The organism is Amycolatopsis roodepoortensis, from assembly GCF_014873915.1.
Taxonomy (GTDB): domain Bacteria; phylum Actinomycetota; class Actinomycetes; order Mycobacteriales; family Pseudonocardiaceae; genus Amycolatopsis; species Amycolatopsis roodepoortensis.
This window is the reverse complement of the sequence record NZ_JADBEJ010000005.1, coordinates 3433736-3459753: the sequence shown is the minus strand read 5'-3', so window position 1 is coordinate 3459753 and position 26018 is coordinate 3433736. Positions and strand designations below refer to the sequence as shown.

Here is a 26018-nt window from a genome sequence, read left to right as displayed (position 1 = left end):
AGAGCCGTGAACCGGCTCCGACCCCCTGGTGAACCGATCATCAGGAGGAACCGATGGATTTCGACCGGCACTGCGCGGAGATCGTCACCCAGGCGGAACTGCTCGCGACCGAACTGGCCGACACCGACCTGACGACCCCCGTGCCGTCCTGCCCCGGCTGGACACTCGGCGTGCTGGTGCGGCATCTCGGCGCCGGGCACCGCTGGGCGGCCGAGATCGTCCGGAGCCGGGCGACCGGGCCGGTGCCCGACGACGAAGTGCGCCGGGTGGACGGCGACGATTCCGGCCCGCTGCCCGGGTCTTGGCTGGTGGAGGGTGCTTTCGAGCTGGCGTCGGCGCTGCGGGAATCGGGGCCGGACACCGAGGTCTGGGTGCCGTTCCACTACCGGACCGCGTCGTTCTACGCGCGCCGCTTCACGCACGAGACGCTGGTCCATCGCGCCGACGCGACCTTGGCCGCCGGGCTGGAGTTCCGCGCCGCGCCCGAAGTCGCGCTCGACGCGATCGACGAGTGGATGGAACTCGAAGCGCTGCCGCTGCACTTCGAGTTCAGGCCGGAGAAGCGGGAGATCCTCGGGGCCGGCCGGTCGGTGGGTTTCGAGTCGGGGGAGCACGCCTGGTTCCTCGACCTCGGCGGCTCGGTGGTGACCTGGGAGAGGGGACGGCGCGGTGCCGCGGTGACCGTGCGCGGCTCGCTGACGGAGCTGGTGCTGGCGCTCTACCAGCGCCGGGACGCCGAGGACGTCTTCGGTGATCTCGAGCTGTTCAAGCTGTGGCAGACCCACGTGCGGTTCGGCTGAACCCGATGGTGTGGTGCCGGTTGGCGGCGGGTGTTCCGGGCGGTTAGCTCGGAGGGAGATCCGGACCGATCGATGGAGGCCAGGTTTGCGCAGGTTCGTGCTGTTCTTCGCGGTGGTCTCGGTGATGCTGTCCGCCGCGCCCGCTTCCGCGCAGCCCGCCGGAACGCCGGTCTACCTCGCCGACGGGGGCGGCACGATCTCCCTGGCCGCGGCCGACGGCAAGCTCGCCCTCGCCGACGCGAAGGACGCCAGCGCGCAGTGGGTGTACGACAAGGCCTCGCTTTCGTACAAGCATGTCGCGAGTGGACAGTGCCTGGCGGCGATCAGCCCGGTCGACGGGGTCGGCGTCGAACTCGTGGCGTGCGACGGCAAGGACCGTCACCAGCAATGGCGCCGCAACGCCGGGCTGCCCGGGCTGGTGCTGCTGGCGAACGTGGCGACGGCCCGGTGCCTGACCGCGGAGTCGCCGGTCGTCGGGGCCCGGCTGTACCAGGAGGTCTGTTCGCTGTCCGGACTCTCCAACACCTGGGCGGCCGGTGTGCGGACGCTCGCGATCCTGTCGGGCAACGGGCAGCGGCTGTCGACGAAGACGCCCGGTCAGCCGTTCGTGGTGCGCGTGGTCGGGGAGAACGGCCAGCCCGCGGCCGACGTGCCGGTGAACTTCTTCGTGCGCGCGGCACGGCCGAAGAACGTACTGGTCTTCGAAGGCGGCACCGAGACGGCGACCGCGAAGACCGGGGCCGACGGCTCGGCGGCGAGCCCGAAGATCGTCCTGACCGAACCCGGCGAGTTCGAGATCCGGTTCACGGGCAGCGCGAGCCTGGAGGACGGGAACACCATCACCTTCGAAGGTAGCTGCAGCTGTTGAGCTACCAACCTGACCCACGCGGAACTACGCCACCAGGGCGAAACTCGAGTAGTACTCGCCCGAGGGATCCCGTGAGCCGCTCCGGTCGGGGCTGACCTCGGCGCCGACCCAGCCTTGGAACGCGCCCGCGTCGTCGATCACCTGCAGGAGCGGCCGCACGTGGCTGTTCCCGAGGTAACAACCGTTGTAGGACAGGCATTCGCACCAGAACTCGTAACTGTTGCGCCGTCCACCGAAAGCGTCGCTCAGGTAGTAGAACCGCCTGTCACCGGTGTCGACGATCTTCTTCGCGCAGGCTTCGTATCCGGGGCCGGCGGGGCAGCAGGAGGACGGGTCGCATCCGGAGTCGTACTGCACGTACCCGAGGCAGGAGCCGTCGTCGCACTTGTTCCACCCCGGGCCGACGCCGAGGGCGCCGCTGCTACCGCGGGTCCAGTTCGTGATCGCGCGGCGGTTCACGCCCTGTCCTTCGAGCAGGTACGACCGCTGGGTCGCGCGGACCGAGCTCATCGGGGCCTTGCTGGTCTGCGCGAGGGAGGCGTTGCTGCCGTAGGCGATGCCGCTGGTGATCGAGTAGTCGTCGCTCACGAGCTGCAGACGCCCGAGACCCGGCCGGGTCTCCGAGACCGCCCACGTCTCTTTGAGGTCGACGGCGGTGGTGGTGCCGTCGACGGTGCTGCGGGTCCAGGTGATGGCCACCTGCCCGGAGGTCTCGGCGTAGGTGCCGGTGAAGTGGCCGTTCGGCGCGCCGGTGAAGCCGGGCGCGGTCTTGATCGGGCAGTTGTTGCGGGGATTGGTACCCGGTGCCCAGTCTCCGCAGTAGTAGACGTCGCCGCTGTCGACCGGGACGGGGAAGCCCGCCTGGCTCCAGGTCCAGAAGTTGTGCGCGACGGTGTTGTCGGCCGGGTTGAACACGAGATAGCCGAGGCGGACGTAATTACGGTCGGCGTCGGTCCGGAATCCGCCGACGCTCACCACCCAGTTCAGCTTGCCCGACGGCGCGGACACGGTCCGGGCCTGTGACGCGCCGGCGAGGAGCGTCGAGGCGAGTACGGACAGGACGACGATCGCGAAGACGCGTAACCGTTTTCTCCCCATGAAAGGAGCTAACCAGGTCAGCCCGCTTCCGGTCGAGAATCTCCAGCGTATCGCCAGTCGACATCACCCACTTCGCCCGCTTTCGCGGCGCGCCGCCCGACGACGAACACGTACAGTAAGAACGCGACCTCGGCGACTACTCCGATTCCGATGCGTGCCCAGGTCGGCAGGCCCGACGGCGTCACGAACCCCTCGATCACGCCGGAGATCAGCAGCACCACGGTCAGCCCCAGCGCCATCACCACGACCGACCGGCCCTGTTCGCCGAGCGCCGCCGTCCGGGACCGGCGTCCCGGGTCGATGACCGTCCAGCCGAGTTTCAGTCCCGTCCCGGCGGCGACGAACACCGCGGTCAGCTCCAGCAGGCCGTGCGGCAGGATCAGGCCGAAGAACACGTCGAGCCGCCCGGCCGAGGACATCAGCGCCGCGCCGATCGCGAGGTTCAGCGAGTTCGCCCAGAGCGCGTAGATCACCGGGACCCCCAGCACCACGCCGAGGAACAGGCAGGTCGCGGCCACCCACGCGTTGTTGGTCCAGACGCGCGCGGCGAACGAGCCCGCGGGGTCGGACGAGTAGTACGTCTCGTACTTCCCGCCCGGCGCGGTCAGGTCCTTGAACTCCTCCGGCGAGGCCAGCGACGCGAGCACCCGCGGGTCACCGGCGATCCACACCGCCGCGATCGCCATCACCGCGATCGACGCCGCCGCCGACGCGAGCCACCAGCGCCGGCTCAGATACAGAGCCGCCGGGAACCGCTGGGTGAAGAAGAGGCCGAACTCGCGCCAGGCGGGGCTGTGCGAACCGGTGACGGCCGAGCGCGCCTTCGCGACCAGGCCGGACAGCTGCGCGACGAGCACGGGGTCGGGCGCGACCGAGCGGATGATCGACAGATGCGTCGCGACGCGCTGGTACAGCGTCACCAGCTCGTCGGCGTCGGGGCCGCTGAGCTTCCCGGCGCGGCCCACGAGCTCGCGCAGCCGGTTCCATTCGGCCTGGTGCGCGGCGACGAACACGTCCACGTCCAACTCGGAGCCCTCCCGGCGATCGTCCTTGGTCGCCCAGCCTATTCGTCACTACGCTTGCCCGGTGGAACAAGAGTCCGAACTCGTCACCGGCGAGGCCGTCGTCCTGGACGTCCGCGCGGCGAAACTGGCCAGCCGCGGGCTCGCCATGATGCTCGACGTCGCCCTCCAGCTCATCGCCCTGATCGTCGCGATGCTGGTGCTGAGCCAGGTCGCCGCGTTCGGTGACGAGGCGCTGGCGCTGACCCTGTTCCTGGTGACCGTCGTGCTGATCATGGTCGGTTACCCGGTGATCTGCGAGACACTGAGCCGCGGCCGAACCTTGGGGAAGATGGCGCTCGGCCTTCGGGTGGTCCGCACCGACGGCGGCCCGGTGCGGTTCCGGCACGCGCTGGTCCGCGGGCTGGCCGGGTTCTTCATCGACTTCTGGGCGCTCGGGATGCTCGGCGTCGTGGCGGTGGTCACGTCGCTGCTGTCGCCCAACGGCCGCCGCGTCGGCGACTACCTGGCCGGCACGCTGGTGATCCGGGAACGCATGCCCACCGCCAGGACGCCGTACGTCGGGATGCCTCCGCAGCTGGCGTACTGGGCCTCACAGCTGGACCTGACCCGGCTTTCCAACGACCTCGCGCTGGCCGTTCGCCAGTACCTGAGCCGGACGAGCGAGCTCCGTCCCGAAGCGGTCGAGGCGCTCGGGTACGGGCTCGCCCAGCAGGTCGCGGCGGCGATCGGGGCGCCGGTGCCGCCCGGGGTGCCGTCGTGGGCGTATCTGTCGGCCGTGCTGGCCGAGCGACGGCGGCGGGATCAGGCGAAGCTGCAGCCGGCGGTCCAATACGGGCAGCCGGTGCCCGCCGCGCCGGTTCAGGCCTATCCGCAGCCGTCGGCTCCGCCGCAACCGGCTGTTCCCGCGCCGGAAGCCCGTTCGGAACCGGCTCCGGAGAACCCCTTCGCGCCGCCGGGCTGACTCTCGTCCCCAAGTACGTGAAGGCCCCCTTCCTTGCGCCAGACGCAAGGAAGGGGGCCTTCATGTACTTACGAAACCTCAGCGCGGGTCAGGAAACGTCGGCCGGCTTGGCCGCCCAGGTGTTGCACTCGAACATCCGGTTCTTCTGCGCGCCGTGCTGCCACCACGACACCGCGTGCGCGTCGGAGCCGTGGTCGCGCGGGCCGCCGTTGTGGTCGCCGCGGTCCTGGGTCTGCCAGGCGTCGCGGTACATCGCCTGGTCGACCGAGCCGCCGCGACCCACCGTCGAACCGAGGAACGTCCCGGAAAGACACTGCGCCGAAAGCTCGTTGCGCCGCGACATCTCCAGGCCCGCCGCCGAATCGGTGCCCGCTTCGTACCGCGCGGTCCAATAAGCCTCCGAAATACCGGAAAGCGCTTGGATGTGGTGCGCGTACTCATGGGCGTAGACGGCCAGGTAGACCCCCGGCCGGTTGCCGTACTGGGAGACCTGGAGGCCTTCGTACGGCATGTAGATCGTCTCGTTCTGCGAGCAATAGAACGCCGCCACGGAACCATTGCCTGCGTCACCACAGGGGCTCGACCAGTTCTTGCCGGAGGGGTACTTCACGGTCGGGACCCGGAACGGCAGCTTCGTGTAGTCCATGACCTGCTGCCAGACGCTGTCCAGGCAGGGCCGCGCGCTCTCGAAGAAGGCCGCCGCCGCGTCCGGGTTGTTCGCCCAGCGCGCGAGGTTGCACGGCTGGTTCGGCAAGCCCACCCGGTTATCGAGCCACAGCGGGTTGTCCGCCAGTTTGAGGTGCGGCCGCGGGCCGGACGGCGCGCGACTGGCCGACGTCTCGCGGGTCGAGCCCGCCGAAGTTTCGCGTGAGGCGGTCGTCTCGCGCGATCGGGTGCTCGTGGTCGACGTGTCGCTGGACGTGGTCGTCGTCGTGTAGTCCGAAGTGGAGGTCGTGGGATAACTCGAGTATCCGACGTCCGCGACCTGGCTCGACCCGCCGCCGGCGATGGTGACCACCATGAGCAGCCCGCCCATCACCGCCATCAGGGCCACGATCGCGACCGCCGCGATCACCCCGCCGTTCGACTTCTTGGCTTGGTATCCCCCGTAAGGCGTGAACGCGGGCTGCGCGAAACGCGGGCCGTACGGAAGCTGCGGCGGGCCGACGGCGCCGGGCCGGAACGGGACCGGCGCACCGATCCGCGGCGGGGGCAGCGGAGCCGCGCCCGGTGGGGGCAGCGGCAGGCCACCGCTCGGCGGACCCGGACGGAACGGCGGCGGCTGCGAAACCGGCGGCCGGGGACGGCCGGGCGGGACGGGACCCGGCCGGTTCGGCGGAGGCATCGGCGGGCCACCGCGCGGCGGCAGCGGACGCGCTCCCGGCGGCGGAAGCGGACGGCCCCCTTGCGGTGGTCGTGGCGGCGGAGTCGGCCGGCGCCGCGGATCAGGCGGGCCGGGCGGCTGCTGGTTCATCGAGTGGATCCCCCATGCGTTCGGCAACGCCGTTCGCCCAGGTGGCGGATTCGGCGTTTCGGCGGTCAGCATAGATCGGCTGCCCTAGAGTGTGTGGCTGTGTTGACGAAATGGGGGACGGCGGTCGTGGCCGTCGCGGCGAGCACGGCCTTGATGGCCCCGCCGTCGGATACGAACGTTCCGGAGGCGCCCGCGGCGGGCCCTTCGCTGACGAACGCGCCGCAGCTGCCGAAGCCGCCGCCGATCGGCGCGCGCGGTCAGCTCGGGCTCCTCCAGCCGCCGTCCGGCGCGGCCGCGAACGTCGCGGTGAAGGTGGAACGCGACGGTTCGCTGTCGATCACCGAGCAGGTGACCGTCCCGGGTGGACAGCACCTCGTACGCAGGATTCCCTTGAAGGTTCCCGCCGGCGAAGATCAGGACCGCGTCTACGTCGTCCGTGACGTCTCGGTCGAGGGCGCGGGCAAGGCGGAGCCGAACGGCGAACAGCTGGTCGCCACCTTCGACGGCGGCGCGTCCACCCTCAAGTACAAAGTGGACGGAGCGGTCGCGGACGTCACCGGCGGGCAGCAGGTCCGCTGGCAGGTCGCGAGCGGCTGGGACGGCGAGCTGTCCCGGGTATCCGCCTCGTTCAGTGCGCCGACGCGCGAAACGCCCACAGTGGACTGTTTCGCCGGGCCGCTCGGTTCGGACAGGCAGTGTTCGCTCGCGGAGACCGACCACAGCGGCGTCGTCCGCGTCGAGCAGGACAAACTCCCGGCGGGTGAACGGGTCGACATCGCCGTCCAGCTCCCGGCTGGCACGGTGCCCGCGAACGCGCGGTTCGAGCAGATCGCCACGGTCGGCGGCGCGTTCGGCCTCACGACCCTCGCCGGCCTCGGTTTCGGTGCGCTGGCACTGATACTCGTGCTCGGCGCGCTCGCCATCTGGCTGCTGCGCCGCCGTGACAAGGCCGCGCTCATCGCGGGCACCGGCCCGGTCGACGTCCTCATGCGCGAAGGCGATCGGGTCTCGTTCGCCTCGCCCGACGGTGTCCTGCCGGGACAGGTCGGCACGGTCGTCGACGAGACGGTCGACGTCGTGGACGTCAGCGGCACGGTGGTCGACCTCGCCGTCCGCAACTACCTGTGGATCGCCGAGGTCCGCGGCGCGGGCACGGTCGACTGGCGGATCGCGCGCCGCAACGCGCCGGACGAGCACCTCGCCGCCTTCGAACGCGAGATCTGCACCGCGATCCTGCCCGAGGGCACCGATTCCGTGCTGCTGTCGGAACTCCGCGGCCGCGGCACCGTCGATCTCCGCGTCGCGGGCGAGGCGATGTACGCCGACGTGGTGCGCAAGGGCTGGTTCTCGCGCCGTCCGGACAAGGGCAAGAGCAAACTCACGTGGGCGGGTATCGGCCTGATCGCGCTCGGCCTCGTGGGCACCGCCGTCCTGACCTTCACCGTCGGGCACGCGCTGCTCGGCGTCGCGACCGTGCTCGCCGGGGTCGCCGCGCTGCTGGGCGCGTCGTGGGTGCCGCCGCGGACCTCGCGCGGCAGGCGGCTGGTCGGCCAGGTGCGCGGGCTGCTCGAGTACCTGCACACCGTCAAGGTCGCCGACATTCCGGTGGGGGACCGGGAAATGGTGTTCTCGCGGTCGCTGCCCTACGCCATCGTGCTCGGTGACGCCGAGCGCTGGCTCCGGACGTTCGAAGGGCTCGACCCGTCGGCGGACGGCTCGGCCGGGCTGTACTGGTTCGGCGGCCTCGAAGGCGACCGGGATCTGCGCCGGTTCGCCGCGCACCTGCCGTCGTTCCTGTCCGCTTTGGACGGTCTGCTCGCCGAATCCGGGCACCTGCGCTCGCTCCGTCCCGAACCGGTCCCCGCCTGACGTGAAGATCTGCTTGCTGGTCGGTCTCCTGCTGGTGCTGGGCGCGGCACCGGCGGGAGCGCAAGGCGAACCGCAGCTGCCCTCCCTGCCGAACAGCGCGGAGATCTCGCTCAAGGTGGAACGCGACGGCGCGCTCTCGGTCGTCGAGGCGGTGTCCGTGCCGAGCGAGGCGACGATGACCCGCCGGATCCCGCTCCGCACCGCGGCACCGAACAACTGTGACCGGATCATCGGCGTTCGCGACGTCGTCATCGAGGGCGCGGGCAACGCCGAGCTGACCGACGACGAGTTCACCGTCAAGCTCAAGGGCGGCACCTCGATCGTCCGGTACACAGTGGACGGTGCGGTCTCCGAAGCCGACGGCCTGAACCGGGTGAGCTGGCAGCTCGCGGGCGGCTGGGACTCCCGGCTCGAACTCGTGCGGGCGAGCTTCGCCGCGCCGTCCGTCCCGAACGCGGTCACCTGTCACGCCGGGCCCGAGGGGTCTCGCGCGCGCTGCGGTACCGCCCAGATCGCGCATTCCGGGCTGACCAGGTTCAGCCAGCAGAACCTCGCGGCCGGGCAGCGGATGGAGATCTCGGTCGAGCTGCCCGGCGGGACCGTCCCGGCGAACGCGCGCCTGGAGCCGTCGAGGACCCTCGCCGGCGCGTTCGTGCTCACCGCTCCGGTCGGCTGGGCCTGGTTCGGCTTCGCCTTCGCGCTGGTCGCGGCCGCCGTGGTGCTGATCCTGCTGCGGAGGCGGGACGAACACCCGGGCGACGCGCTCCCGGTCCGGCTGCTCACCGGGAAGGACGAACACGCCGCGTTCGCCTCACCCGACGGTGTGCTGCCCGGTCAGGTCGGGACCGTCCTCACGGGTCGCGCCGACGCCGTCGACCTCGCCGCGACGGTCGTCGACCTCGCAGTCCGGAACTACCTCTGGGTGAGCGAGGAGCCAGGCGAGCTGACCGGCTGGCGGCTCGTCCGCCGCAACCCACCGGACGACCAGCTGACCGCCTGCGAACGCGCGGTCTTCGACGCGCTGCTGCCCGGCGAACTCGAGTCGGTGCTGCTGTCGGAGATCCAGTCGGCGCGGATCGGCATCGAAACGGTGCGCGACGCGCTGGACGACAGCGTCGTGGAGCGCCGCTGGTACTCGCGGCTGCCCGGCAGGCTGCCCCGGGCCGGCCTGCGGATCTGCTTCTACGGCCTGTTCCTCACCGTCCTGCTGGCCTTGACCGTCGGCTACGCCCAGCTCGGCCTGATCGTCATCGCCGCGGGCGCGGTACTCGCCGTCGCCGCCCGGTGGCTGCCGGTGCGCACCGGCGCCGGGGTCGTGCTGCACCGGCGGCTGCTCGGCGTCCGTGACGCGCTGCTGGCGACCAAGCCGGCGGCCGTCCCGAAGCTCGAACGCGAGGTGCTGCTTTCCCGGGCGCTGCCGTACGCGCTCGCTCTCGGCGAACAGGAAACCTGGGTCGCCGGATTCGCCGAGCTCAAGGGTCCGCCCAAGATCTACTGGTACGGCAAGGAAGACGGCGGTGAGGTCCCGATCGAGCGGGTGAGCGACTTCACGGCCGCGCTAGTGGGAACCTTCGCCGCGACCCGCCAGGGCCGTCGCCTGGAGGCCTGAGTAGCCCGTAGGGTGGTGCGCATGGCCGATCCCGAGCTTGTCCGATTCACCCTCGACAACGGTCTGCGCGTGGTGCTCGCGCCCGACGCGACCGCTCCGGTGGTGGGTGTCAGCGTCCACTACGACGTGGGCTTCCGTTCCGAGCCCGAAGGGCGCACCGGTTTCGCGCACCTCTTCGAGCATTTGATGTTCCAGGGGAGCGAGAGCCTGGAGAAGCTCGCGCACTTCCGGTACGTCCAGTCGAGTGGTGGCAGCTTCAACGGCTCCACCCATCCGGACTACACGGACTACTTCGAGGTCCTCCCCGCCGCGGCTCTCGAGCGCGCCCTGTTCCTCGAAGCGGACAGGATGCGGGCGCCGAAGCTGACGCAGGAGAACCTGGCCAACCAGATCGACGTGGTCAAGGAGGAGATCCGCCTCAACGTGCTGAACCGGCCGTACGGCGGGTTCCCGTGGATCCTGCTCCCGCCGGTGCTGTACTCCACGTTCCCCAACGCGCACAACGGTTACGGCGGTTTCGAGGATCTCGAACAGGCCACCCTGGACGACTGTGCCGCCTTCTTCGACACCTACTACTCGCCCGCGAACGCGGTGCTGACCGTCGCCGGTGACTTCACCGTCGAGGAGGCCCGCGAGCTGATCGAGAAGCACTTCGGCGACGTGCCGCACCGGCCCGCGCCGCAGCGCCCGTCGTTCGCCGAGCCCGCTCCCGAGGGCGAGCTTCGCGGCGAGCACGTGGACCCACACGCCCCGCTGCCCGCGGTCGGCGTCGGCTACCGCATGCCGGATCCGATCAACGACCTCGACGGCTACCTGGCGAACCTCGTGCTCGCCGGCGTGCTGACCGACGGCGACGGCTCCCGCCTGCAGCAGCGCCTGGTGCACCGTGAGCCGCTGGTCGTCGACATCGGCGCGGGTGCCGGGCTGTTCGGCCCGTTCGAGGCCCGCGACCCGGACACGTTCACCATCACCGCGATCCACCCGCACGAGGTCGGCACCGACCAGGTCCTCGCCGCGCTGGACGAGGAACTGGAGAAGCTGGCGGCCACGCCGCCGGAAGACCAGGAGATCAAGAAGGTCACCGCGCGCTGGGCCGCGAGCCTGCACTCCGAGCACGACAAGCTGGTGTCCCGCACGCTGGCCCTCGGCTCGTTCGAGCTGCTCTACGGCGACGCTTCGCTGGTGTACCGGCTCGCCGAGAAGATCTCGGCGATCACCGGGGAGGCCGTTTCGGCGGCGGCGAAGGCGCTGCGGCCGGATTCGCGCGCCGTGCTCGTCGTCCGCCCGGGTAGTGGATCTTCAGACCAGGAAGGTACCGAGCAGTGAGCGCACCGCACCGCACCGCCGAGGAGATCGGCCGCACGGCCGCCGGGCCGCGTCCGGTCCCTTCGCTGGGGACACAGCGCGCCGCCGCCGATCTGTCCCATGTGGACACCACGCTGAGCAACGGGCTGCGGGTGCTCGCCGTTCGCAAGCCCACCGTGCCGCTGGTCGAGCTGCGCGTCTGGATCCCGTTCGCCGGTGAAGACAAGCTGCACCCGGCGACCGCCGAGGTACTGGCCGAAACCCTGCTGACCGGCACCGCCCGTCGCGACCGCATCGAGATCGACGCGGACCTGGCGCTGATCGGCGGCGACCTCGCCTCCGGCGTCGACCCGGAGCGCCTGATCATCACCGGCACCTCCCTGGCCGACGGCCTGCCGACGATGCTCGACGTCCTCGCCGACTCGCTCACCGGCGCGTCGTACGCGGACGCCGAGGTCGAGCGGGAACGCGAGCGGCTCATCGAGCGGATCGCCGTCTCCCGTACGCAGCCGAGGACGATCGCCCGCGAGGCGCTGCAGAAGCATCGCTACGGCGACCACCCTGCCGTGCGCGAGGTCCCGCAGGCCGAAGACGTGGCGGTCGTGACGCCGGAACAGGTTCGCGCGCTGCACCGGGCTTCGGTGCTGCCGCGGGGATCCGTGCTGGTGATCGTCGGCGACATCGACCCGGAGACCGTCATCGGCGACCTGGAGAAGGCGTTCGGCGGCTGGGCTTCGGACCGCTCGGCCGTCCGCCTGCCCGTGCTGCCCGACCTCGTCGGCGGCAACGTCCTGCTGGTGCCGCGGGCCGGTGCCGTGCAGTCGCAGATCCGGCTGTCCGCGCAGACCGTGTCGCGCACGGACCCGCGGTATCCGGCGCTGCAGCTGGCGAACCTCGTGTACGGCGGGTACTTCTCCTCGCGGCTGGTCGAGAACATCCGCGAGGACAAGGGTTACACCTACAGCGCGCACTCCGGGTTCGAGTTCACCGACCAGACCGCCGTGGTGAATGTCGACGCGGACACCGCGACCGACGCGACCGCGGCCGCGCTCCTGGAGACGCGGTACGAGCTGGCCAGGCTCGGTCTCGTGCCGCCGACCGCCGACGAGGTCGAGTCGGTGCGCCAGTACGCGATCGGTTCGCTGGTCACGGCGGCGTCGTCGCAGGGCGGCCTGGCCGCGCAGCTGTCCGCGCTCGCCGCGACGGGGCTGGGCGTCGAATGGCTCGCCGGGCACCCGGAGCGCCTCGCCGCGGTCACCGCCGAAGACGTGGCGAACGCGGCGTTGGAGTTCTTCGCGCCCAAGCGGTTCACCGGTGTCGTCGTCGGCGACGCCGACGTCCTCGCGCCGAAGCTGACTGCGCTGGGCGACGTGACCGTCGGGGAGCCTTCCTGATGGAGACGCCGTTCGGGTTGGGGGCGCTCCCGACGCTTTCGCGCTCCACGGCGGACCGTCAGGAATCCTTGCGCACCAACCCGGACAGGCTCGCCGAGCGCTGGCCGAACGCCCGGATCGTGCTGCTCGACGAGCACGCGCGCACCCCGGTGGTGGAGGGTTCCGGCACGCTCGCGACCCGCAAGTCGCAGGACTTCGGCACCGAGCCGCCCGCCGACGCGGTCTTCCTGGGGGAGTGGCAGGGCACCGACTACTGGTCGATGCCCGGCCGCCCCGCCGGGGAGACCGAGACCGTCGAAATGGCGGGCAGCTGGGGCGTCGTCGAACAGGTCCAGCGCCGCGACGGCGAGATCTGGGTCGACCTGCGCGGCTACGGCGACCTGCTCGACGACACGTCGGCCGGGCTGTTCACCACCGCGCAGGCGTTGCAGGCGTGGCGGCGGCAGGCGAAGTTCTGCACGCGCTGCGGCAGCCCGACCGAGCTGATCCAGCTGGGCTGGGCGAGCAAGTGCACCGGCTGCGGCCGCGAGGAGTACCCGCGCACCGACCCGGCGGTGATCTGCCTCGTGCACGACGACGCCGGCGTCAACGGCGAGCACGTCCTGCTGGCGCGGCAGCCGATCTGGCCGCCGGACCGATATTCGATCCTCGCCGGTTTCGTCGAGGCGGGGGAGTCGCTCGAAGGTTGTGTCGAGCGGGAGATCCGCGAAGAGGTCGGCGTCGAGGTGCGCGATGTGCGTTATCTCGGCAGCCAGCCGTGGCCGTTCCCGCGGTCGATCATGCTCGGGTTCACCGCGCGGGCCGACATCTCGTCGACGATCGTGCCCGCGGAGGGCGAGATCGAAGAGGCGTTCTGGGTTTCGCGCGAGGAGGTGCGGGCCGCTTTCGCGAACAGTCAGCTGCGGAACGCGGGCGCCGTGCCGACGCCGATCGCCGGCGGGACCCGGCAGCTGGTGCTTCCGGGGAACTCGTCGATCGCGCGCGTGATGCTGGCGGCCTGGGCGGGCGTCTGACCTCGGGCGTAACTCGCGTGTTTGAACGCGTAACTCGCGTGCTTGAACGCGTAACTCGCGTGATTGGACGCGTAACTCGCGTGATTGGACGCGTAACTCGCGTGATTGGAGGAGTTGCCTCTCCAAACACGCGAGTTACGCCTTCGATCACGCGAGTTCGGTATTTGATCACACGGTGACCCCGGTGTCCGCTAATCTCCGGCCGTCCGGTTTTCAGGATTGCCGAGTCAGGACACTGGGGAAAACATGAAGAACACCTTGCGGCGGTTCGCCGTCGCCGGAGCCGCTGTGGCGGCCTTCGCCTCGATCAGCGCCGTGACCGCGGGAGCGGCGCAGGCCTCGGACTACGAGTACTTCAAAACGTATCCGAACCAAGAGGAGTGCGGGATCAGCGGTCACCACGGCCAGATCGCCGGGGACTGGGATGGGTGGATGTGCTATCCCTCCAACGTGATCCCCTGGGCGTACGACCTGTACGTGCAGCCCAACTTCTGATCCACCACCGCGTCGTCGAAGGGCCGCTCGGGAGGCCTCGAATCTCCTGAGCGGCCCTTCGACGCGGCTGTGCGTAAAGGGGCTTCACGTACTCGACCGGGTCGTCACGCGACCGCGATGGCGTTGTTGACGGCGGTGACGGTCCCGGCGGGATCGTCGACCGTGAGCACGAGCCGGTTGAAGTGTTCGGCCTCGTCGAGGGTGATGACGACCGTGCGGTCGAAGCCGGAGACGTTCCAGAACTGCCGGTCACCGTCGGCGTGAAAGGTGCCGCAGAGCTTCCCTGGCAGGTGGAGACCCGGTCCGCGCCACCCCTTCGGCTCGTCACGCATCCCCGGATCGTGCGTCGCGCCGCGCACGTGGGCGAGCGGGAATTCGAGCCGCCGGGTGAAGGACCAGATCTTGTCGATCCCCACCGGTTCGACCACCAGGTGGTCTCCGGTGATGGTGACGCGGTTGTTGCTCATGTCGTGCCTCCGTTGTCGATTTCCGGCAATCCGGCGCGGGCCAGCAGCCGTCTTCCCAGCTCGTCCGGGGTTGTCCCGCCGTCCTCGATGACGGCCCGGACCCGCGCGCGCAACCGCTCGTCCTCGGGCGCGAGTTCGAGCAGAGCGACCAGCAGGACGTCGAGCCGTCCGATGTCGTCCCGATCGTCGGCGACGTGTTCCAGCACCCGGGCGAACAAGCCGTGCTTGCTGCCGAACGCGCCGTACAGGCTCCCCCGGTGAACCCCCGTCGCTTCGACGAGGTGATCGACCGAGGTCGCGTGGTATCCCCGCTGCCGGAAGACCGCCGCCGCGGCTTCGATCGCTGTCTTCTCGTCGAACTGGCGTGGTCGGGCCATGGGTTTGAGAATAGTCATTCAAGAATGACCAGTCAAGAACTCCGGTGGCGGTCATGTGTGCTCGGGCGGACGACACGCGTGACTGGACGGACGACACGCGTGTTTGGGCGGACGACGCGCGTGACTGAATGGACGACACGCGGCTGATGTTCGAGTCGTCCCTCCAGCACGCGTGTCGTCCATCGGATCACGCGCGTCGTCCGTCCAGTCACGCAAGTGAGCGGCCACCCTCCGCGCCGGTGCCCATACCCACTGTGCGGAACACGCCAAGCGTTACCTCCCCGTTTCCCCGCGCCGTTGACGGCTGTGGCTCGGCTCACTACAGTCCCCGGAAACCGTCTGTAAAGTTTCCTAACGAAGTCGGGAGCGAACCCAGGTGCGAGCCGGCAGTCCGCGAATGCTGCGCGAGATCAACGATCGCGCGGCCATCGAGGTCCTCCTCAGGGACGGCCCTCTGACGCGCTCCGAGCTCGAAGTCGCCATCGGCCTGTCGAAGCCCGCGACGGCGCAGCTGCTCACCCGTCTCGAACAGGACGACGTCGTCACCAAGGCGGGCGTCCGCGGCGGGGGCCGCGGTCCGAGGGCGCAGCTCTGGCAGGTCAACGGCGGCGTCGCCTACGTCGCGGCCGTGGACCTGACGCCGCGGCAGGCCGACTTCGTGGTCGCCGACGTCACGGGCGCGGTGCTCGCCGAGTACCAGGTCCCGCTGCCGGTCCACGAGGGCGCGGACGTCGTCGGCACGTTCGGCGCGGCGCTCACCCATGTCGCCACCGAAGCCGGGCTCGCCGCCACCGATCTCCGCCGCGTCGTCATCGGCGCGCAAGGTGCCTTCGATCCCCGCACCGGTTTGCTCTCCTCGGCGCCCCACATCCCCGGTTGGCTCGGTTTCGACGTGCCGCGCAGGCTCAGCCGGGAGCTCGGCGTCGAGGTCACCATCGAGAACGACGTCAACCTCGTCGCGATCGTGGAGATGACGGTCGGCCAGGCCGTCGGGCTCGACGACTTCGTGATGATCTGGCTCAGCGACGGCGTCGGCGGCGCGGTGGTGGTCGGCCGCAGGCTGCTGCGCGGCGCGACCGGCGGTGGCGGCGAGATCGACTGGATGCGCGTACCCGATCCGGTTTCCGTTGCCACGCCGAAGGAAAAGCCGCGCGCAGGGGATCGTTTCGGTGATCTCGTCGCCTCTCCGGCCGTCGTCGAGCTGGCCGCCGCGCACGGCATCGAGGCCGAAACCGGCGCGGACGCCGTCACCAAGGCTCGCGAAAGCCACAACGAAGCCTTCCTCGACGACCTCGCCCGCCGTGTCGCGGGCGGCGCGGCCGGACTGATCGCCGTCGTCGATCCCGAACTCGTGCTCCTTTCCGGTGACACCAGCCGGGCCGGTGGCGACGAATTCGCCGCACTGGTCGCGAAAAGGCTGCACGAACTGGTCCTGCCCCGCACCCCCGTCGGGGTCGCTTCGGTGCAGGGCAACGCGGTCCGCGCGGGCGCGCTCCAATCGGCGCTCGCCACCGTCCGCCGGGACGTCTTCGGCGTCAACACCCCTTCGCTCCTCGGGCCCGGGCGGTCCGGGGCGGGAGAGCCAAATCCGATCGTGGCGATCCCGGATTCACGAACAGAACCACCGTCTCCCGCCCCAACCAACTAGGAGGAGGGTCATGAGTTCCACGACCCAGGTTCGGAGAAGTGGCCGCCGTTGGCGCGGCTCGATAGTGCTCGGCGCGGTCACCGTCGCCGCACTGGTGTCCGCTTGTTCGGGCGCCGCAAGCGGCCCGGCCGGTGGGGCGGGCGACGCGGCGGCCGCCCCCGCCGCGGACGCGAAGCTCACGCTGACCGTCTACAGCAAGTTCACCGACCGCGAGTACAACGTGGTCACCGCCGGGCTCAACAAGCTCAAGGCGAAGTTCCCGAACATCGAGATCAAGCACGAGGGCCAGCAGGACGACGACAAGATCACCCAGTCCATCCGCGGTGGCAACCCACCGGACGTGGCGATCTCGTTCTTCACCGACAACCTCGGCGCGTGGTGCTCGACGGGCAGCTTCCAGGATCTCAAGCCCTACATCGACCGCGACAAGATCGACCTGACGCAGATCCCCGACGCGGTCCGCAGCTACACCGAGTTCCAGGGCAAGCGCTGCGCCATGCCGTTGCTCGCCGACGTCTACGGCTTCTACTACAACAAGGACATGTTCGCGGCGAAGGGCGTCACGTCGCCGCCGAAGACGACCTCGGAACTGTTCGAGGCCACCAAGAAGCTGACCGAGTTCAACGCGGACGGCTCCATCAAGGTCGCCGGTTTCCTGCCGTCGATGCCGTTCTACGCCAACATGGCGCAGTACTGGGCCCCGAACTTCGGCGCCAGCTACCTCGGCCCCGACGGCCAGTCGCACCTCGCCGACAGCCCCGAGTGGAAGGCGATGTTCGACTTCCAGAAGCAGCTGGTGGACTTCTACGGCGGCCACGCCAAGGTCGAGCAGTTCAAGGCCGGTCTCGGCGAGGAGTACTCGGCGGACCACGGTTTCCAGCGCGGCAAGCTCGCGATGATGATCGACGGCGAGTACCGCACCGCGTTCATCAAGGACCAGGCGCCGGAACTCAAGTTCGGCACCGCGGCCCCGCCGGTGCTCGACAGCAAGCCCGACCGCTACGGCGGCGCGTTCACCACGGGCACGATCATCGCGATCCCCAAGGGCGCCAAGAACCCCGGCGCGGCTTGGGAACTGATCAAGCAGGTCACCCTCGACACGGCGACGCTGGTCGAGCTGTCGAACGGCCTGAAGAACGTCCCGAGCACCAAGGCCGCGCTGACCGACCCGAAGCTCGAGGTCACGCCGGAGTTCAAGACGTTCCTCGACCTGTACAACGGCGGCAAGCTGACGCCGAACCCGTCGACCCCGATCGGCGACGCGCACCTCAAGGCGGTCAACGACTTCGCCGAGAAGTGGCAGGCGGGCAACGTTCCGGACATGGTCGCGGGTCTGAAGCAGGTCGACGCTCAGATCAACGACGAGCTGGCCCAGAAACGCGCCGGCGGCTGATCGCATGACTTCGACCCTGGATTCCAGGGCGGTCGCCTCCCCTTCCGCGTCCACCCGGACGCGGAAGGGGAACGCGGCGCGCCGCCGTCGCACCGTCTTCTACTTCATCGCCCCGGCGATGCTGGGTTTCCTGATCTTCTTCGGGTACCCGCTGATCGCCACGGTGTACTACTCGTTCACCCGGTACGACCTGATCAACGCGCCGGAGTTCATCGGCTTCGACAACTACGTCCGGATGTTCACCAGTGAGCCGCTGGTCGGCACCGCCGCGTACAACACGTTGTGGCTGGTGATCGTCCTGACCGTGTGCCGGGTGGTGTTCGCGCTCGGCGTGGCCTCGGTCATCTCCCGGCTGAAGTCGGGCGTCGGCCTGGTCCGGACGCTGTGCTACCTGCCTTCGCTGGCCCCGCCCGCCGCGGCGACCCTGGCCTTCGTGTTCCTGTTCAACCCGGAATACGGCCCGGTCAACGCGTTCCTGGACTTCGTCGGCATCGACGGCGGCCTGTGGTTCAACGACCCGGCGATGTCGAAGCCGGCGCTGACCCTGCTGGTGATGTGGGGTTCGGGCGAGCTGATGATCATCATCCTGGCGGCGTTGCTCGACGTGCCGCAGGAGCAGTACGAGGCCGCGGAACTCGACGGCGCCGGGCCGGTCCGCCGGTTCTGGCACGTCACGCTGCCCTCGATCTCGCCGGTGCTGCTGTTCGGCATCGTCAACTCGATCATCTTCGCGTTGCAGTTCTTCACGCAGGCGATCGTCGCGGGATCGGCCGCGGCGGGCGCGGCCGACGTCGCGGGCAACACGAAGTTCATCGGCGCACCACAGAACTCGACGCTGACCTATCCGGTTTGGCTGTATGTCCAGGGTTTCCGGTACTTCAACATGGGTTACGCGGCGGCGATGGCGGTCCTGCTGTTCGTCGTCTCGGCCGGGTTCACCTGGATTCTCGTGCGACAGCTTCGCAAGTCCCAGCACCAGGAGGAGGGCGGATGACCACTCTTGCCGAGCCCAGGCACGCCGCCCCGGCGTCCGAACCGCCGAAGGTGCGGATGCGGCGCCAATGGGACAAGAAGCTCTACTGGATCGCGACGCACAGCGTGGGCATCGCGATGGGCGTGATCTTCATGCTGCCCATCCTGTTCGTGTTCCTCACCGCGGTGATGTCCAGCGACCAGGCGCTTTCGTCGAACTTCTGGCCGAAGGAATGGCATTTCGAGAACTTCATCGAGGTGTTCGAAAAGGCGCCGCTGCTGCAGTACTTCGGCAACAGCATGCTGTATTCGACACTGGCCACCGTCGGGGCGCTCGTCTCGGCGATCCCGGCCGCGTACGCGCTTTCGAAGCTGAAGTTCCGCGGGCAGAACCTGTTCTTCATGCTGACCGTCGCCGCGATGATGCTGCCCCCGCAGGTCACCGTCGTGCCGTTGTACGACCTGTGGGTGCGGCTCGGGTTCACCGGGACGCTGATCCCGTTGATCGCGCCGTATTTCTTCTTCGACGCGTTTTCGATCTTCCTGCTGCGGCAGTTCTTCCTCACCATTCCGAAGGACTACCTCGAAGCGGCGAAGATCGACGGCTGCAACGAGTTCAAGGCGATGGTCAAGGTCCTGATCCCGATGGCGAAGCCGGGGATCGCGGCCACCGCGATGTTCTGCTTCCTGTTCACCTGGAACGACTACTTCGGTCCGCTGCTCTACACGGGTGAGACCCGCGACAGCTGGCCGCTTTCGCTGGCGATCGCGTCGTTCCGCGGCATGCACCACGTGGAATGGAACCTCACCATGGCGGCCACCGCGCTGATCATGCTGCCGGTGATCGTGTTGTTCGTGTTCGCGCAGAAGTCCTTCGTCAAGGGCATCACATTCACAGGGGTCAAGGGATGAAACTGGCAGTCGTCGGTGGTGGATCCACTTACACGCCCGAGCTGATCGACGGGATCGCCGGACGGCGGTCCACTTTGGACGTCGACGAGATCGTGCTGATCGATCCGGACGCGTACCGGGTGGAGGCGGTCGGGGACTTCAGCAATCGATTGCTGAGCCACGCCGGGCATCCGGCGCGGGTCCGCACCACGTCGAGTCTCGAAGAGGGCGTCGACGGGGCGTCGGCGGTGCTGATCCAGCTGCGGGTCGGCGGGCAGCGCGCGCGGCGCGGGGACGAGACTTTCCCGCACGCCTGCGGCTGTGTCGGGCAGGAGACCACGGGTGCGGGCGGCCTCGCGAAGGCGTTGCGCACCGTTCCGGTGGTGCTCGACATCGCCGACCGGGTGCGGAAGATCGCCGGTGACGACACGTGGATCGTCAACTTCACCAACCCTGTCGGCATCGTCACCCGGGCGCTACTGAACGAGGGCCACCGCGCCGTCGGGCTGTGCAACGTCGCGATCCACCTCCAGCGCACGTTCGCGCATCTCCTCGGCGCGGGGATCGACGACGTCAAACTCGTCCATACCGGATTGAATCACCTGAGCTGGGAACGGAAGGTGCTCGTCAACGGCGAGGACCGGCTGCCGGAACTGCTGGCGGAGCACGCGGAATTCCTCGGTGAGCACGTCACCGCGCCGGTCGAGTGGATGCGGCGGATGAACGTCGTGCCGTCGTACTACCTGAAGTACTACTACGGCCACGACGAGCAGGTCGCGAAGCAGCGCACCGAGCGGCCGCGCGCGGACGTCGTCAGCGACGTCGAGGAGGAACTGCTGAAGGTCTACCTCGACCCGGAGGTGGTGACCAAACCGGAACAGCTGGAAAAGCGGGGCGGCGCCTACTATTCCGAGGCCGCGGTGCAGCTCGTGCACGCGCTCACCTCGGGTGGCCCGGCGGAGGAGCACGTCGTCAACGTGCGCAACGAAGGCACCTTCGACTTCCTGCCGGACGACGCCGTCATCGAGGTTCCGTCCCTTGTGGACGGTGGCGGCCCGCGGCCGATCCCGCAGCCGCCGGTGGAGCAGCGGTTCGCCGGGCTCATCGCCGGCGTGACCGCGTACGAGCACCTCGCGCTGGAGGCCGCGATCAAGGGCGGCCGCGACCGGGTGGCCGACGCGCTGCTCGCGCATCCGCTGGTCGGCCAGTACACCAAGGCCGATCAGCTCGCCGACTCGCTGGTGAAGATCAACCGCGAGTTCCTGCCGTGGGCGGGGGCATGACGGCCGGCTCATCCGACGTCGTCGTAGCGATCGACGGCGGAAACAGCAAGACCGACGTCCTGATCGTCTCCCGGGACGGAAAGGTGCTCGGGCAGTCGCGAGGGCCGGGCGCGTCCCCGCAGAACATCGGGGTCGACGGCAGCGTCCAGGCGCTGGAGAAGCTGGTCCTGGAAGCCCTTCGCGGGGCAGGGCTTCCCGCCGATCGTCCTTTCGCGACACATACGTCGGCCTACCTCGCGGGGCTGGACTTCCCGCAGGAGGAAGCGATCCTGCACGCCGCGCTGGCCGCGCGCGGCTGGAGCGACACGCTGATCGTCGGCAACGACACGCTCGCGCTGCTGCGCGCGGGCAGCACCGACGGGACGGGCGTGGCGGTGGTGTGCGGCGCCGGGATCAACGGGGCCGGCGTCAGCGCCGACGGCCGTGAGCACCGGTTTCCCGCGCTGGGCAAGATCTCCGGCGACTGGGGCGGCGGCTACCGGCTCGGCGAGGAGGCGCTGTGGTGGGCCGTCCGCGCCGAGGACGGCCGTGGTCCCGGCACGGCTCTGCAAACCGCCGTCACCGGGCACTTCAAGACGTCTTCGGTGCTGGAAGTGGTGGAGCGCCTGCACTTCGGGGAGCTGCACTCCGATTCGATCCACGCCCTGTGCCCGCTGCTGTTCGCGGTCGCGGCGGGCGGCGACGAGGTGGCGCAGGACGTCGTCGACCGGTTCGTCGAAGAGGTCGCCCTGCTGGTGTCGGTCATCCTGCGGCGGCTGGAGCTCACCGAGGAAGCACCTGAGGTCATCCTCGGCGGGGGAGTGCTGACCGGGGTCGGTGCGCCGGTGATCGCGGAGATCGAGCGGCGGTGCCTGAAGGTGGCGCCGCAGGCCGCGATCCAGGTGGTCGACGTCGCCCCGGTGGTGGGCGCGGCGTTGTTCGCGCTGGACACCATCGGCGCTTCCGCCGCCGCGAAGGCCTCCCTCAAGGCCGCGACCAAACGGGTCTGACCCCTCAGACCCCGAGCCGGGCGTAGCCGCCGCGGAAGAACACCAGCGGGCCACGGCCGGGTGTGGACGACAACGTCCGCACCCGGCCGAGCACGAACAGATGGTCACCCGCGCCGGCGACTTCGTGGAGTTCGCATTCGATGGAGGCGATCGCGCCGGTGAGCACAGGTGAGCCCGTGGCGCCGGGTCGCCAGCGCACGTCGCCGAACTTGTCACCGCCGCTGACGGCGAACGAACGGCACAGCTTCTCTTGGTCCTCGCCGAGCACGTTGACCGCGAAGACGCCCGCCCGTTCGATACGAGGCCAGCTCGACGACGTCCTGGCGGGGAAGAAGCCGACCAGCGCCGGGTCGAGCGACACCGAGGTGAACGAGCTGACGGCGAGCCCGACCGGTTCGCCGGCGTCGATCCCGGTGACTACGGCGACGCCGCTGGGGAAGTGTCCGAGAACGTGACGGAAGGTGGCCTGCGCGTCGGCGGTGGCCGTCGAATCGGCGGTCATCTCTTCTCCTTCCTCGGTCGCGCCGTCAGTCCGCGACAGCGAGGTCGCGGATGTTGCGGTTTCCGTCGGCCCACAGGATGTTCATGGTGAGGGCGCTGATCTTCCAGCCTTCCCCGGTGCGGGTGAAGCCGTACCGGTACTCGCCGCCCAGAGTCCACAATGGACTTCCGTGCTCGTTCGGCAGCGAATGGGTCGCTTGGAACATTGCGGTGGCTTCGGCGGTGTCGCCGTCGAGCGTGACGATGTGGTTCGCCAGCAGGTGCTGCGTTGCCTTGAGGCCGCTCCGGTTGCCGCGCCACTTGGCGACGACGTCGGCGCGGGGCACGCTCAAGGGTTCGCCGCCGTTGAGGCTGGTGTAGTCCAGCAGCACCTCGCCGGTGAACAGCGACACCAGGCGCTCCCACTCGCAGTGGTCGAGATGCCAGGCCATGCGCAGGGTGAGTTCCACGACCTCGGTGCGGTCGAGCGAAAGGTCGGCCACGACTTCTCCAATCCCGATCGGGGCGGTTCGCGAATTTCGCCCGGAACGGCGGGCGACGACACTTCGAGTTTCACCGCCGTCTCGAAGTCCTTCCAGAGCCGGATGCTCCTAGGTTCGCCCCGGGTGGTGGTGGCACTCCTGGGCCGGACTGCGGCCATCCGGGCGAGAGCGCCGTCACAGTGCCGTGGGTTCGCCTGGCGGCCTCCGTGTTCGGCGACACCCGTTGACCTGCGCGTTCGCTCGCAGCGGCGCTTCCGGCAGGCTGCGATGTCCGGTCAAAAAAAACCTTCCGGAAGGTTTGACATGCTCCGCGCGCCGGACTTACTTTCGATTCCGTGGCAGTCAAGGATTCGGAACTGAGAAATCCCTACCGGGAAAGAGAATCTCTTCGACATTTCCTCCGCTCGCGCCGGGCTCGCCTGACACCCGCCGACGTGGGTCTCGTCCACGGAGGCCGCAGGAACACCCCTGGTCTCCGCCGGGAAGAGGTCGCCGTGCTGGCGGGGGTCAGCGCGTCCTGGTACACCTGGCTCGAGCAGGGCCGGGACATCAAGGTCTCGGAAACCGTGCTCGACTCGATCAGCGACGCGCTCCGGCTCAACGACATCGAACGCGCACATCTCTACCGGCTCACCGGTACCAATCCGCCACCGCTGCCGGCCAAGGCCACGTCCGGTGAGGTGTCGCGTCTGCAACGCACCGTCGAGGCGCTCCCGGCGCCCGCCTACGTCGTCGACCGCTACTGGAACAGCTTGGCGGCCAACGAAAAGGCCCGTTCCCTGCTGGGGGTCACGGAGACGGGATACAACCATCTCGTCGGGTTCTTCACCGATCCGCGGGTGATGCGCCGGTACCTGCGCTGGGACGAGCTCGCCCGGCAACTGGTCGGCCAGTTCCGGGTGCAGGCGACGCGATACGCGGGCGATCACGGGTTCGCCGCGTTGACCGTCCGGCTCTGCTCGGCCAGCCCCCGGTTCGCCGAACTCTGGGCCCGGCACGAGACGCGGGACTGCGCGATGACCAAGGTCGATCTCCGCGGCCCCGCCGACGAAGTTCTTTCCTACGAGCAGATGATCCTCGGTTTCGCCGACCGGACCGATCTGCTCCTGATGCTGTACGTGCCACCGGTGATCGACGGTGGCAAGGCCGTCGCCGATTCCCGACTGAGCTGATTTAAGGAGAAACCTGTGGGCAGCAAGAAGATCGCGATCCTCGGCGCGGGCAAGATCGGCCGTCCGATCGGGCGGCACTGGCTGGCGGCCGGTCATGACGTCGTCTTCGGTTCACGGCGGCCGGAGCGGCTCACCGACCTCGGCGGTGCGAAGGCGGCCGGCTTCACCGAAGCGGCGGCCTCCGCCGAGGTCGTCCTGCTTTCGGTGCCGTATCCGGCTTTGGCGGAACTGCTGGATACCACGGACGCCGCGCTCGAAGGCAAGATCGTCGTCGACGCCACCAATCCGATGGGGCTTTCCGCCGAGGGCCACATCATCTCGCTGCTCGATCCCGGCGTCACCCAGGGGAGTGCCACCGCCGAGCGCCTTCCCGGGTCCCGGGTCGCCCGCGCGTTCACCCATGTGATGGACGAACTCCTCTGGTCGCGGGGCACCCAGCAGCGGGATTTCTGGGGAATGGCCTACGCGGCGGACGATCCGGCGACCGGTGAGGTCGTCGCCGGACTGATCTCCGACGCCGGGTTCACGCCGGTCGGTCTCGGTGGCCTCGACGACTCGGCCGCGCTCGACCCCGGCGGCCCGGTGTTCCCGCATCTGTTCACCCCGGCGGATCTGCGGGTCGCCGCCGGGCTGGTCACGGCGGCCTCTCGGTGACCGCGGTCGTCCCTCGCGTCGCGCCGTTGTTCACCGGGTTCGACCTCGGGCCGCTGCGGTTGCGCAACCGCGTCGTGATGGCGCCGATGACCAGGCAACTGTCGCCGAACGGTGTTCCCGGAACGGATGTCGCCGAGTACTACGCGCGCCGCGCGCGCCACGAGGTCGGGTTGATCATCACCGAAGGCACCACGGTCGATCATCCGGCGGCGTCGAGCAGTACGGACGTGCCGCGGTTCCACGGCACGGACGCGCTTTCCGGCTGGGCGGACGTGGTGCGCGCGGTGCACGCGGCGGGCGGGAAGATCGCTCCGCAGCTGTGGCACGTCGGATTCGACCCGCTGCTGTGGGGAAAGTCCGCCGCCGAACGGGACCGGATGATGCCCGACGGAATCGCCCCGGTGAGCCCGTCGGGAATCGCTCCGGACAGCCCGGCACACCGCCCGATGACCGAACACGAGATCGCCGACGTCGTCGACGCGTTCGCCCGTGCCGCGGCGGACGCGCGGCGAATCGGCTTCGACGCGATCGAACTGCACGCCGCGCACGGCTATCTGCTCGACCAGTTCCTCTGGGCGGCGACCAACCGCCGCACCGATTCCTACGGCGGTGATCTGCTCGGCCGCACCAGGTTCACCGCCGAGATCATCGCCGCCTGCCGTCGGGCCGTCGGCCCGGGATTCCCGATCATCCTGCGGTTCTCCCAATGGAAGGTCGGCCACTACCAAGCGAGACTGGCGAACGGTCCGGATGAACTCGAGCGACTGCTCGGTCCGTTCGTGACGGCCGGCGTGACCGCGTTCCACTGCTCCACGAGAAGGTTCTGGCGCCCCGAATTCGACGGCTCGCCGCTGAACCTGGCCGGGTGGACCAAGAAGGTGACCGGCAGCCCGGTGATCACCGTCGGTTCGGTCGGCCTGGAGGACAGTGACTTCCTCGGGTATTTGAAGGGTGAAGGCGCCCGTGCCGGTGAGGTCGACGCGGTGGCCGACAGGCTCCGCGAAGGCGAGTTCGACCTCGTCGCCGTCGGCCGGGCTTTGCTGGCCGATCCGGAATGGGTGACGAAGCTCCGCGAAGGCGGTGACCGGCGCGCGTTCAGCGCGGAGTCGTTGAAGACACTCGACTGAAGAACAGCGGAAGCGGCCCCGGTGCGAACGCGCACCGGGGCCGCTTCCGTGTCTCCGTGAAACCTGGTGGCGGTGGCACTATGCCGGGAACAGCCGGGAGAAACCCGCTCTGGCGAAGGATTCTCCCGCATCGGATAGTCGTCTTAGGACG

General features: G+C 69.4%; 25 protein-coding genes. 18 read left to right on the top strand and 7 right to left on the bottom strand.

Going from position 1 to position 26018, the window contains the following annotated elements; all coding sequences use genetic code 11:
* Window positions 1-53: 53 nt before the first annotated feature.
* The gene (locus H4W30_RS35445; protein WP_192746534.1) at window positions 54-800 is read left to right on the top strand and encodes a maleylpyruvate isomerase family mycothiol-dependent enzyme; all 747 of its coding nucleotides are present in this window, start codon (window positions 54-56) and stop codon (window positions 798-800) included.
* Window positions 801-885: 85 nt separating this feature from the next.
* Window positions 886-1668 carry a hypothetical protein gene (locus H4W30_RS35440; protein WP_192746533.1) on the top strand — a complete coding sequence of 261 codons (783 nt, stop codon included), beginning with the start codon at window positions 886-888 and terminating at the stop codon, window positions 1666-1668.
* Window positions 1669-1692: 24 nt separating this feature from the next.
* Here H4W30_RS35440 and H4W30_RS35435 read toward each other — a convergent pair whose 3' ends face one another.
* Both H4W30_RS35435 and H4W30_RS35430 read right to left on the bottom strand, forming a co-directional pair.
* Window positions 1693-2766, bottom strand: coding sequence for a hypothetical protein (locus H4W30_RS35435; RefSeq protein ID WP_192746532.1), 1074 nt, complete (start codon window positions 2764-2766; stop codon window positions 1693-1695).
* A 17-nt stretch (window positions 2767-2783) separates the two neighbouring features.
* Window positions 2784-3791, bottom strand: a complete 1008-nt coding sequence (locus tag H4W30_RS35430) for a stage II sporulation protein M (protein WP_192746531.1) — start codon at window positions 3789-3791, stop codon at window positions 2784-2786.
* Window positions 3792-3852: 61 nt separating this feature from the next.
* Between H4W30_RS35430 and H4W30_RS35425 the strand changes: the two genes are divergently transcribed.
* Entirely contained in the window at window positions 3853-4752 is a 900-nt protein-coding gene (locus H4W30_RS35425) for an RDD family protein (protein WP_192746530.1), read from the top strand.
* Between the two features lie 88 nt (window positions 4753-4840).
* Here the strand turns inward: H4W30_RS35425 and H4W30_RS35420 are convergent, their stop codons facing one another.
* On the bottom strand, window positions 4841-6097 hold the full coding sequence (locus H4W30_RS35420; RefSeq protein ID WP_192746529.1) for a neutral zinc metallopeptidase: 1257 nt from the start codon (window positions 6095-6097) through the stop codon (window positions 4841-4843).
* Between the two features lie 228 nt (window positions 6098-6325).
* On the opposite strand from H4W30_RS35420, the gene H4W30_RS35415 reads away from it, so the two are divergent.
* The 6 genes from H4W30_RS35415 to H4W30_RS35390 all read left to right on the top strand — a co-directional run bounded on the left by H4W30_RS35415 (window position 6326) and on the right by H4W30_RS35390 (window position 13911).
* A complete protein-coding gene (locus H4W30_RS35415; RefSeq protein WP_192746923.1) occupies window positions 6326-8095 on the top strand; it encodes a DUF2207 domain-containing protein in 1770 nt (589 codons plus the stop codon).
* Window position 8096: 1 nt separating this feature from the next.
* The gene (locus H4W30_RS35410; RefSeq protein WP_192746528.1) at window positions 8097-9704 is read left to right on the top strand and encodes a DUF2207 family protein; all 1608 of its coding nucleotides are present in this window, start codon (window positions 8097-8099) and stop codon (window positions 9702-9704) included.
* Window positions 9705-9725: 21 nt separating this feature from the next.
* Window positions 9726-11030, top strand: coding sequence for a M16 family metallopeptidase (locus H4W30_RS35405; RefSeq protein WP_192746527.1), 1305 nt, complete (start codon window positions 9726-9728; stop codon window positions 11028-11030).
* Window positions 11027-12403, top strand: a complete 1377-nt coding sequence (locus H4W30_RS35400) for a M16 family metallopeptidase (protein ID WP_192746526.1) — start codon at window positions 11027-11029, stop codon at window positions 12401-12403. Before H4W30_RS35405 ends, H4W30_RS35400 begins: the two co-directional genes overlap by 4 nt.
* A complete protein-coding gene (gene nudC / locus H4W30_RS35395; protein WP_126736563.1) occupies window positions 12403-13416 on the top strand; it encodes an NAD(+) diphosphatase in 1014 nt (337 codons plus the stop codon). The genes H4W30_RS35400 and nudC overlap by 1 nt, the downstream gene beginning before the upstream one ends.
* A gap of 246 nt (window positions 13417-13662) precedes the next feature.
* Window positions 13663-13911 carry a hypothetical protein gene (locus H4W30_RS35390; protein WP_192746525.1) on the top strand — a complete coding sequence of 83 codons (249 nt, stop codon included), beginning with the start codon at window positions 13663-13665 and terminating at the stop codon, window positions 13909-13911.
* A 104-nt stretch (window positions 13912-14015) separates the two neighbouring features.
* Here H4W30_RS35390 and H4W30_RS35385 read toward each other — a convergent pair whose 3' ends face one another.
* Together H4W30_RS35385 and H4W30_RS35380 are read right to left on the bottom strand one after the other, a co-directional pair.
* On the bottom strand, window positions 14016-14378 hold the full coding sequence (locus tag H4W30_RS35385) for a hypothetical protein (RefSeq protein WP_192746524.1): 363 nt from the start codon (window positions 14376-14378) through the stop codon (window positions 14016-14018).
* Window positions 14375-14755: a TetR/AcrR family transcriptional regulator gene (locus tag H4W30_RS35380; protein ID WP_192746523.1), complete on the bottom strand. Its 381-nt coding sequence runs from the start codon at window positions 14753-14755 to the stop codon at window positions 14375-14377. Before H4W30_RS35380 ends, H4W30_RS35385 begins: the two co-directional genes overlap by 4 nt.
* A gap of 397 nt (window positions 14756-15152) precedes the next feature.
* Between H4W30_RS35380 and H4W30_RS35375 the strand changes: the two genes are divergently transcribed.
* The 6 genes from H4W30_RS35375 to H4W30_RS35350 are packed head-to-tail and all read left to right on the top strand — an operon-like array spanning window position 15153 to window position 21931.
* A complete protein-coding gene (locus H4W30_RS35375) occupies window positions 15153-16403 on the top strand; it encodes an ROK family transcriptional regulator (protein WP_192746922.1) in 1251 nt (416 codons plus the stop codon).
* A 10-nt stretch (window positions 16404-16413) separates the two neighbouring features.
* Window positions 16414-17796: an extracellular solute-binding protein gene (locus H4W30_RS35370; RefSeq protein WP_225949969.1), complete on the top strand. Its 1383-nt coding sequence runs from the start codon at window positions 16414-16416 to the stop codon at window positions 17794-17796.
* A gap of 4 nt (window positions 17797-17800) precedes the next feature.
* Window positions 17801-18790 carry a carbohydrate ABC transporter permease gene (locus H4W30_RS35365; protein WP_192746522.1) on the top strand — a complete coding sequence of 330 codons (990 nt, stop codon included), beginning with the start codon at window positions 17801-17803 and terminating at the stop codon, window positions 18788-18790.
* Window positions 18787-19680 carry a carbohydrate ABC transporter permease gene (locus H4W30_RS35360; protein ID WP_192746521.1) on the top strand — a complete coding sequence of 298 codons (894 nt, stop codon included), beginning with the start codon at window positions 18787-18789 and terminating at the stop codon, window positions 19678-19680. The genes H4W30_RS35365 and H4W30_RS35360 overlap by 4 nt, the downstream gene beginning before the upstream one ends.
* Entirely contained in the window at window positions 19677-20942 is a 1266-nt protein-coding gene (locus tag H4W30_RS35355; RefSeq protein ID WP_192746520.1) for a 6-phospho-beta-glucosidase, read from the top strand. Before H4W30_RS35360 ends, H4W30_RS35355 begins: the two co-directional genes overlap by 4 nt.
* On the top strand, window positions 20927-21931 hold the full coding sequence (locus H4W30_RS35350; RefSeq protein WP_192746519.1) for an N-acetylglucosamine kinase: 1005 nt from the start codon (window positions 20927-20929) through the stop codon (window positions 21929-21931). The genes H4W30_RS35355 and H4W30_RS35350 overlap by 16 nt, the downstream gene beginning before the upstream one ends.
* A gap of 4 nt (window positions 21932-21935) precedes the next feature.
* Here H4W30_RS35350 and H4W30_RS35345 read toward each other — a convergent pair whose 3' ends face one another.
* A complete protein-coding gene (locus tag H4W30_RS35345; RefSeq protein ID WP_192746518.1) occupies window positions 21936-22433 on the bottom strand; it encodes a flavin reductase family protein in 498 nt (165 codons plus the stop codon).
* A gap of 25 nt (window positions 22434-22458) precedes the next feature.
* Window positions 22459-22914, bottom strand: a complete 456-nt coding sequence (locus H4W30_RS35340; RefSeq protein ID WP_192746517.1) for a nuclear transport factor 2 family protein — start codon at window positions 22912-22914, stop codon at window positions 22459-22461.
* 335 nt (window positions 22915-23249) lie between these two features.
* On the opposite strand from H4W30_RS35340, the gene H4W30_RS35335 reads away from it, so the two are divergent.
* Genes H4W30_RS35335 through H4W30_RS35325 form a run of 3 tightly spaced genes read left to right on the top strand, consistent with a single transcriptional unit; the run spans window position 23250 to window position 25867 of the window.
* On the top strand, window positions 23250-24086 hold the full coding sequence (locus tag H4W30_RS35335; RefSeq protein WP_192746516.1) for a helix-turn-helix transcriptional regulator: 837 nt from the start codon (window positions 23250-23252) through the stop codon (window positions 24084-24086).
* Window positions 24087-24101: 15 nt separating this feature from the next.
* On the top strand, window positions 24102-24740 hold the full coding sequence (locus H4W30_RS35330) for an NADPH-dependent F420 reductase (RefSeq protein ID WP_192746515.1): 639 nt from the start codon (window positions 24102-24104) through the stop codon (window positions 24738-24740).
* Window positions 24737-25867, top strand: coding sequence for an NADH:flavin oxidoreductase (locus H4W30_RS35325; protein ID WP_192746514.1), 1131 nt, complete (start codon window positions 24737-24739; stop codon window positions 25865-25867). The genes H4W30_RS35330 and H4W30_RS35325 overlap by 4 nt, the downstream gene beginning before the upstream one ends.
* Window positions 25868-26018 lie beyond the last annotated feature (151 nt).

Coding starts and splice junctions, on each gene's coding strand:
- H4W30_RS35445 (WP_192746534.1), top strand. CDS start 54: ATGGATTTCGACCGGCACTGCGCGGAGATCGTCACCCAGGCGGAACTG.
- H4W30_RS35435 (WP_192746532.1), bottom strand. CDS start 2,766: ATGGGGAGAAAACGGTTACGCGTCTTCGCGATCGTCGTCCTGTCCGTA.
- H4W30_RS35420 (WP_192746529.1), bottom strand. CDS start 6,097: ATGCCTCCGCCGAACCGGCCGGGTCCCGTCCCGCCCGGCCGTCCCCGG.
- H4W30_RS35405 (WP_192746527.1), top strand. CDS start 9,726: ATGGCCGATCCCGAGCTTGTCCGATTCACCCTCGACAACGGTCTGCGC.
- nudC (WP_126736563.1), top strand. CDS start 12,403: ATGGAGACGCCGTTCGGGTTGGGGGCGCTCCCGACGCTTTCGCGCTCC.
- H4W30_RS35390 (WP_192746525.1), top strand. CDS start 13,663: ATGAAGAACACCTTGCGGCGGTTCGCCGTCGCCGGAGCCGCTGTGGCG.
- H4W30_RS35385 (WP_192746524.1), bottom strand. CDS start 14,378: ATGAGCAACAACCGCGTCACCATCACCGGAGACCACCTGGTGGTCGAA.
- H4W30_RS35380 (WP_192746523.1), bottom strand. CDS start 14,755: ATGGCCCGACCACGCCAGTTCGACGAGAAGACAGCGATCGAAGCCGCG.
- H4W30_RS35375 (WP_192746922.1), top strand. CDS start 15,153: ATGCTGCGCGAGATCAACGATCGCGCGGCCATCGAGGTCCTCCTCAGG.
- H4W30_RS35370 (WP_225949969.1), top strand. CDS start 16,414: ATGAGTTCCACGACCCAGGTTCGGAGAAGTGGCCGCCGTTGGCGCGGC.
- H4W30_RS35365 (WP_192746522.1), top strand. CDS start 17,801: ATGACTTCGACCCTGGATTCCAGGGCGGTCGCCTCCCCTTCCGCGTCC.
- H4W30_RS35360 (WP_192746521.1), top strand. CDS start 18,787: ATGACCACTCTTGCCGAGCCCAGGCACGCCGCCCCGGCGTCCGAACCG.
- H4W30_RS35355 (WP_192746520.1), top strand. CDS start 19,677: ATGAAACTGGCAGTCGTCGGTGGTGGATCCACTTACACGCCCGAGCTG.
- H4W30_RS35345 (WP_192746518.1), bottom strand. CDS start 22,433: ATGACCGCCGATTCGACGGCCACCGCCGACGCGCAGGCCACCTTCCGT.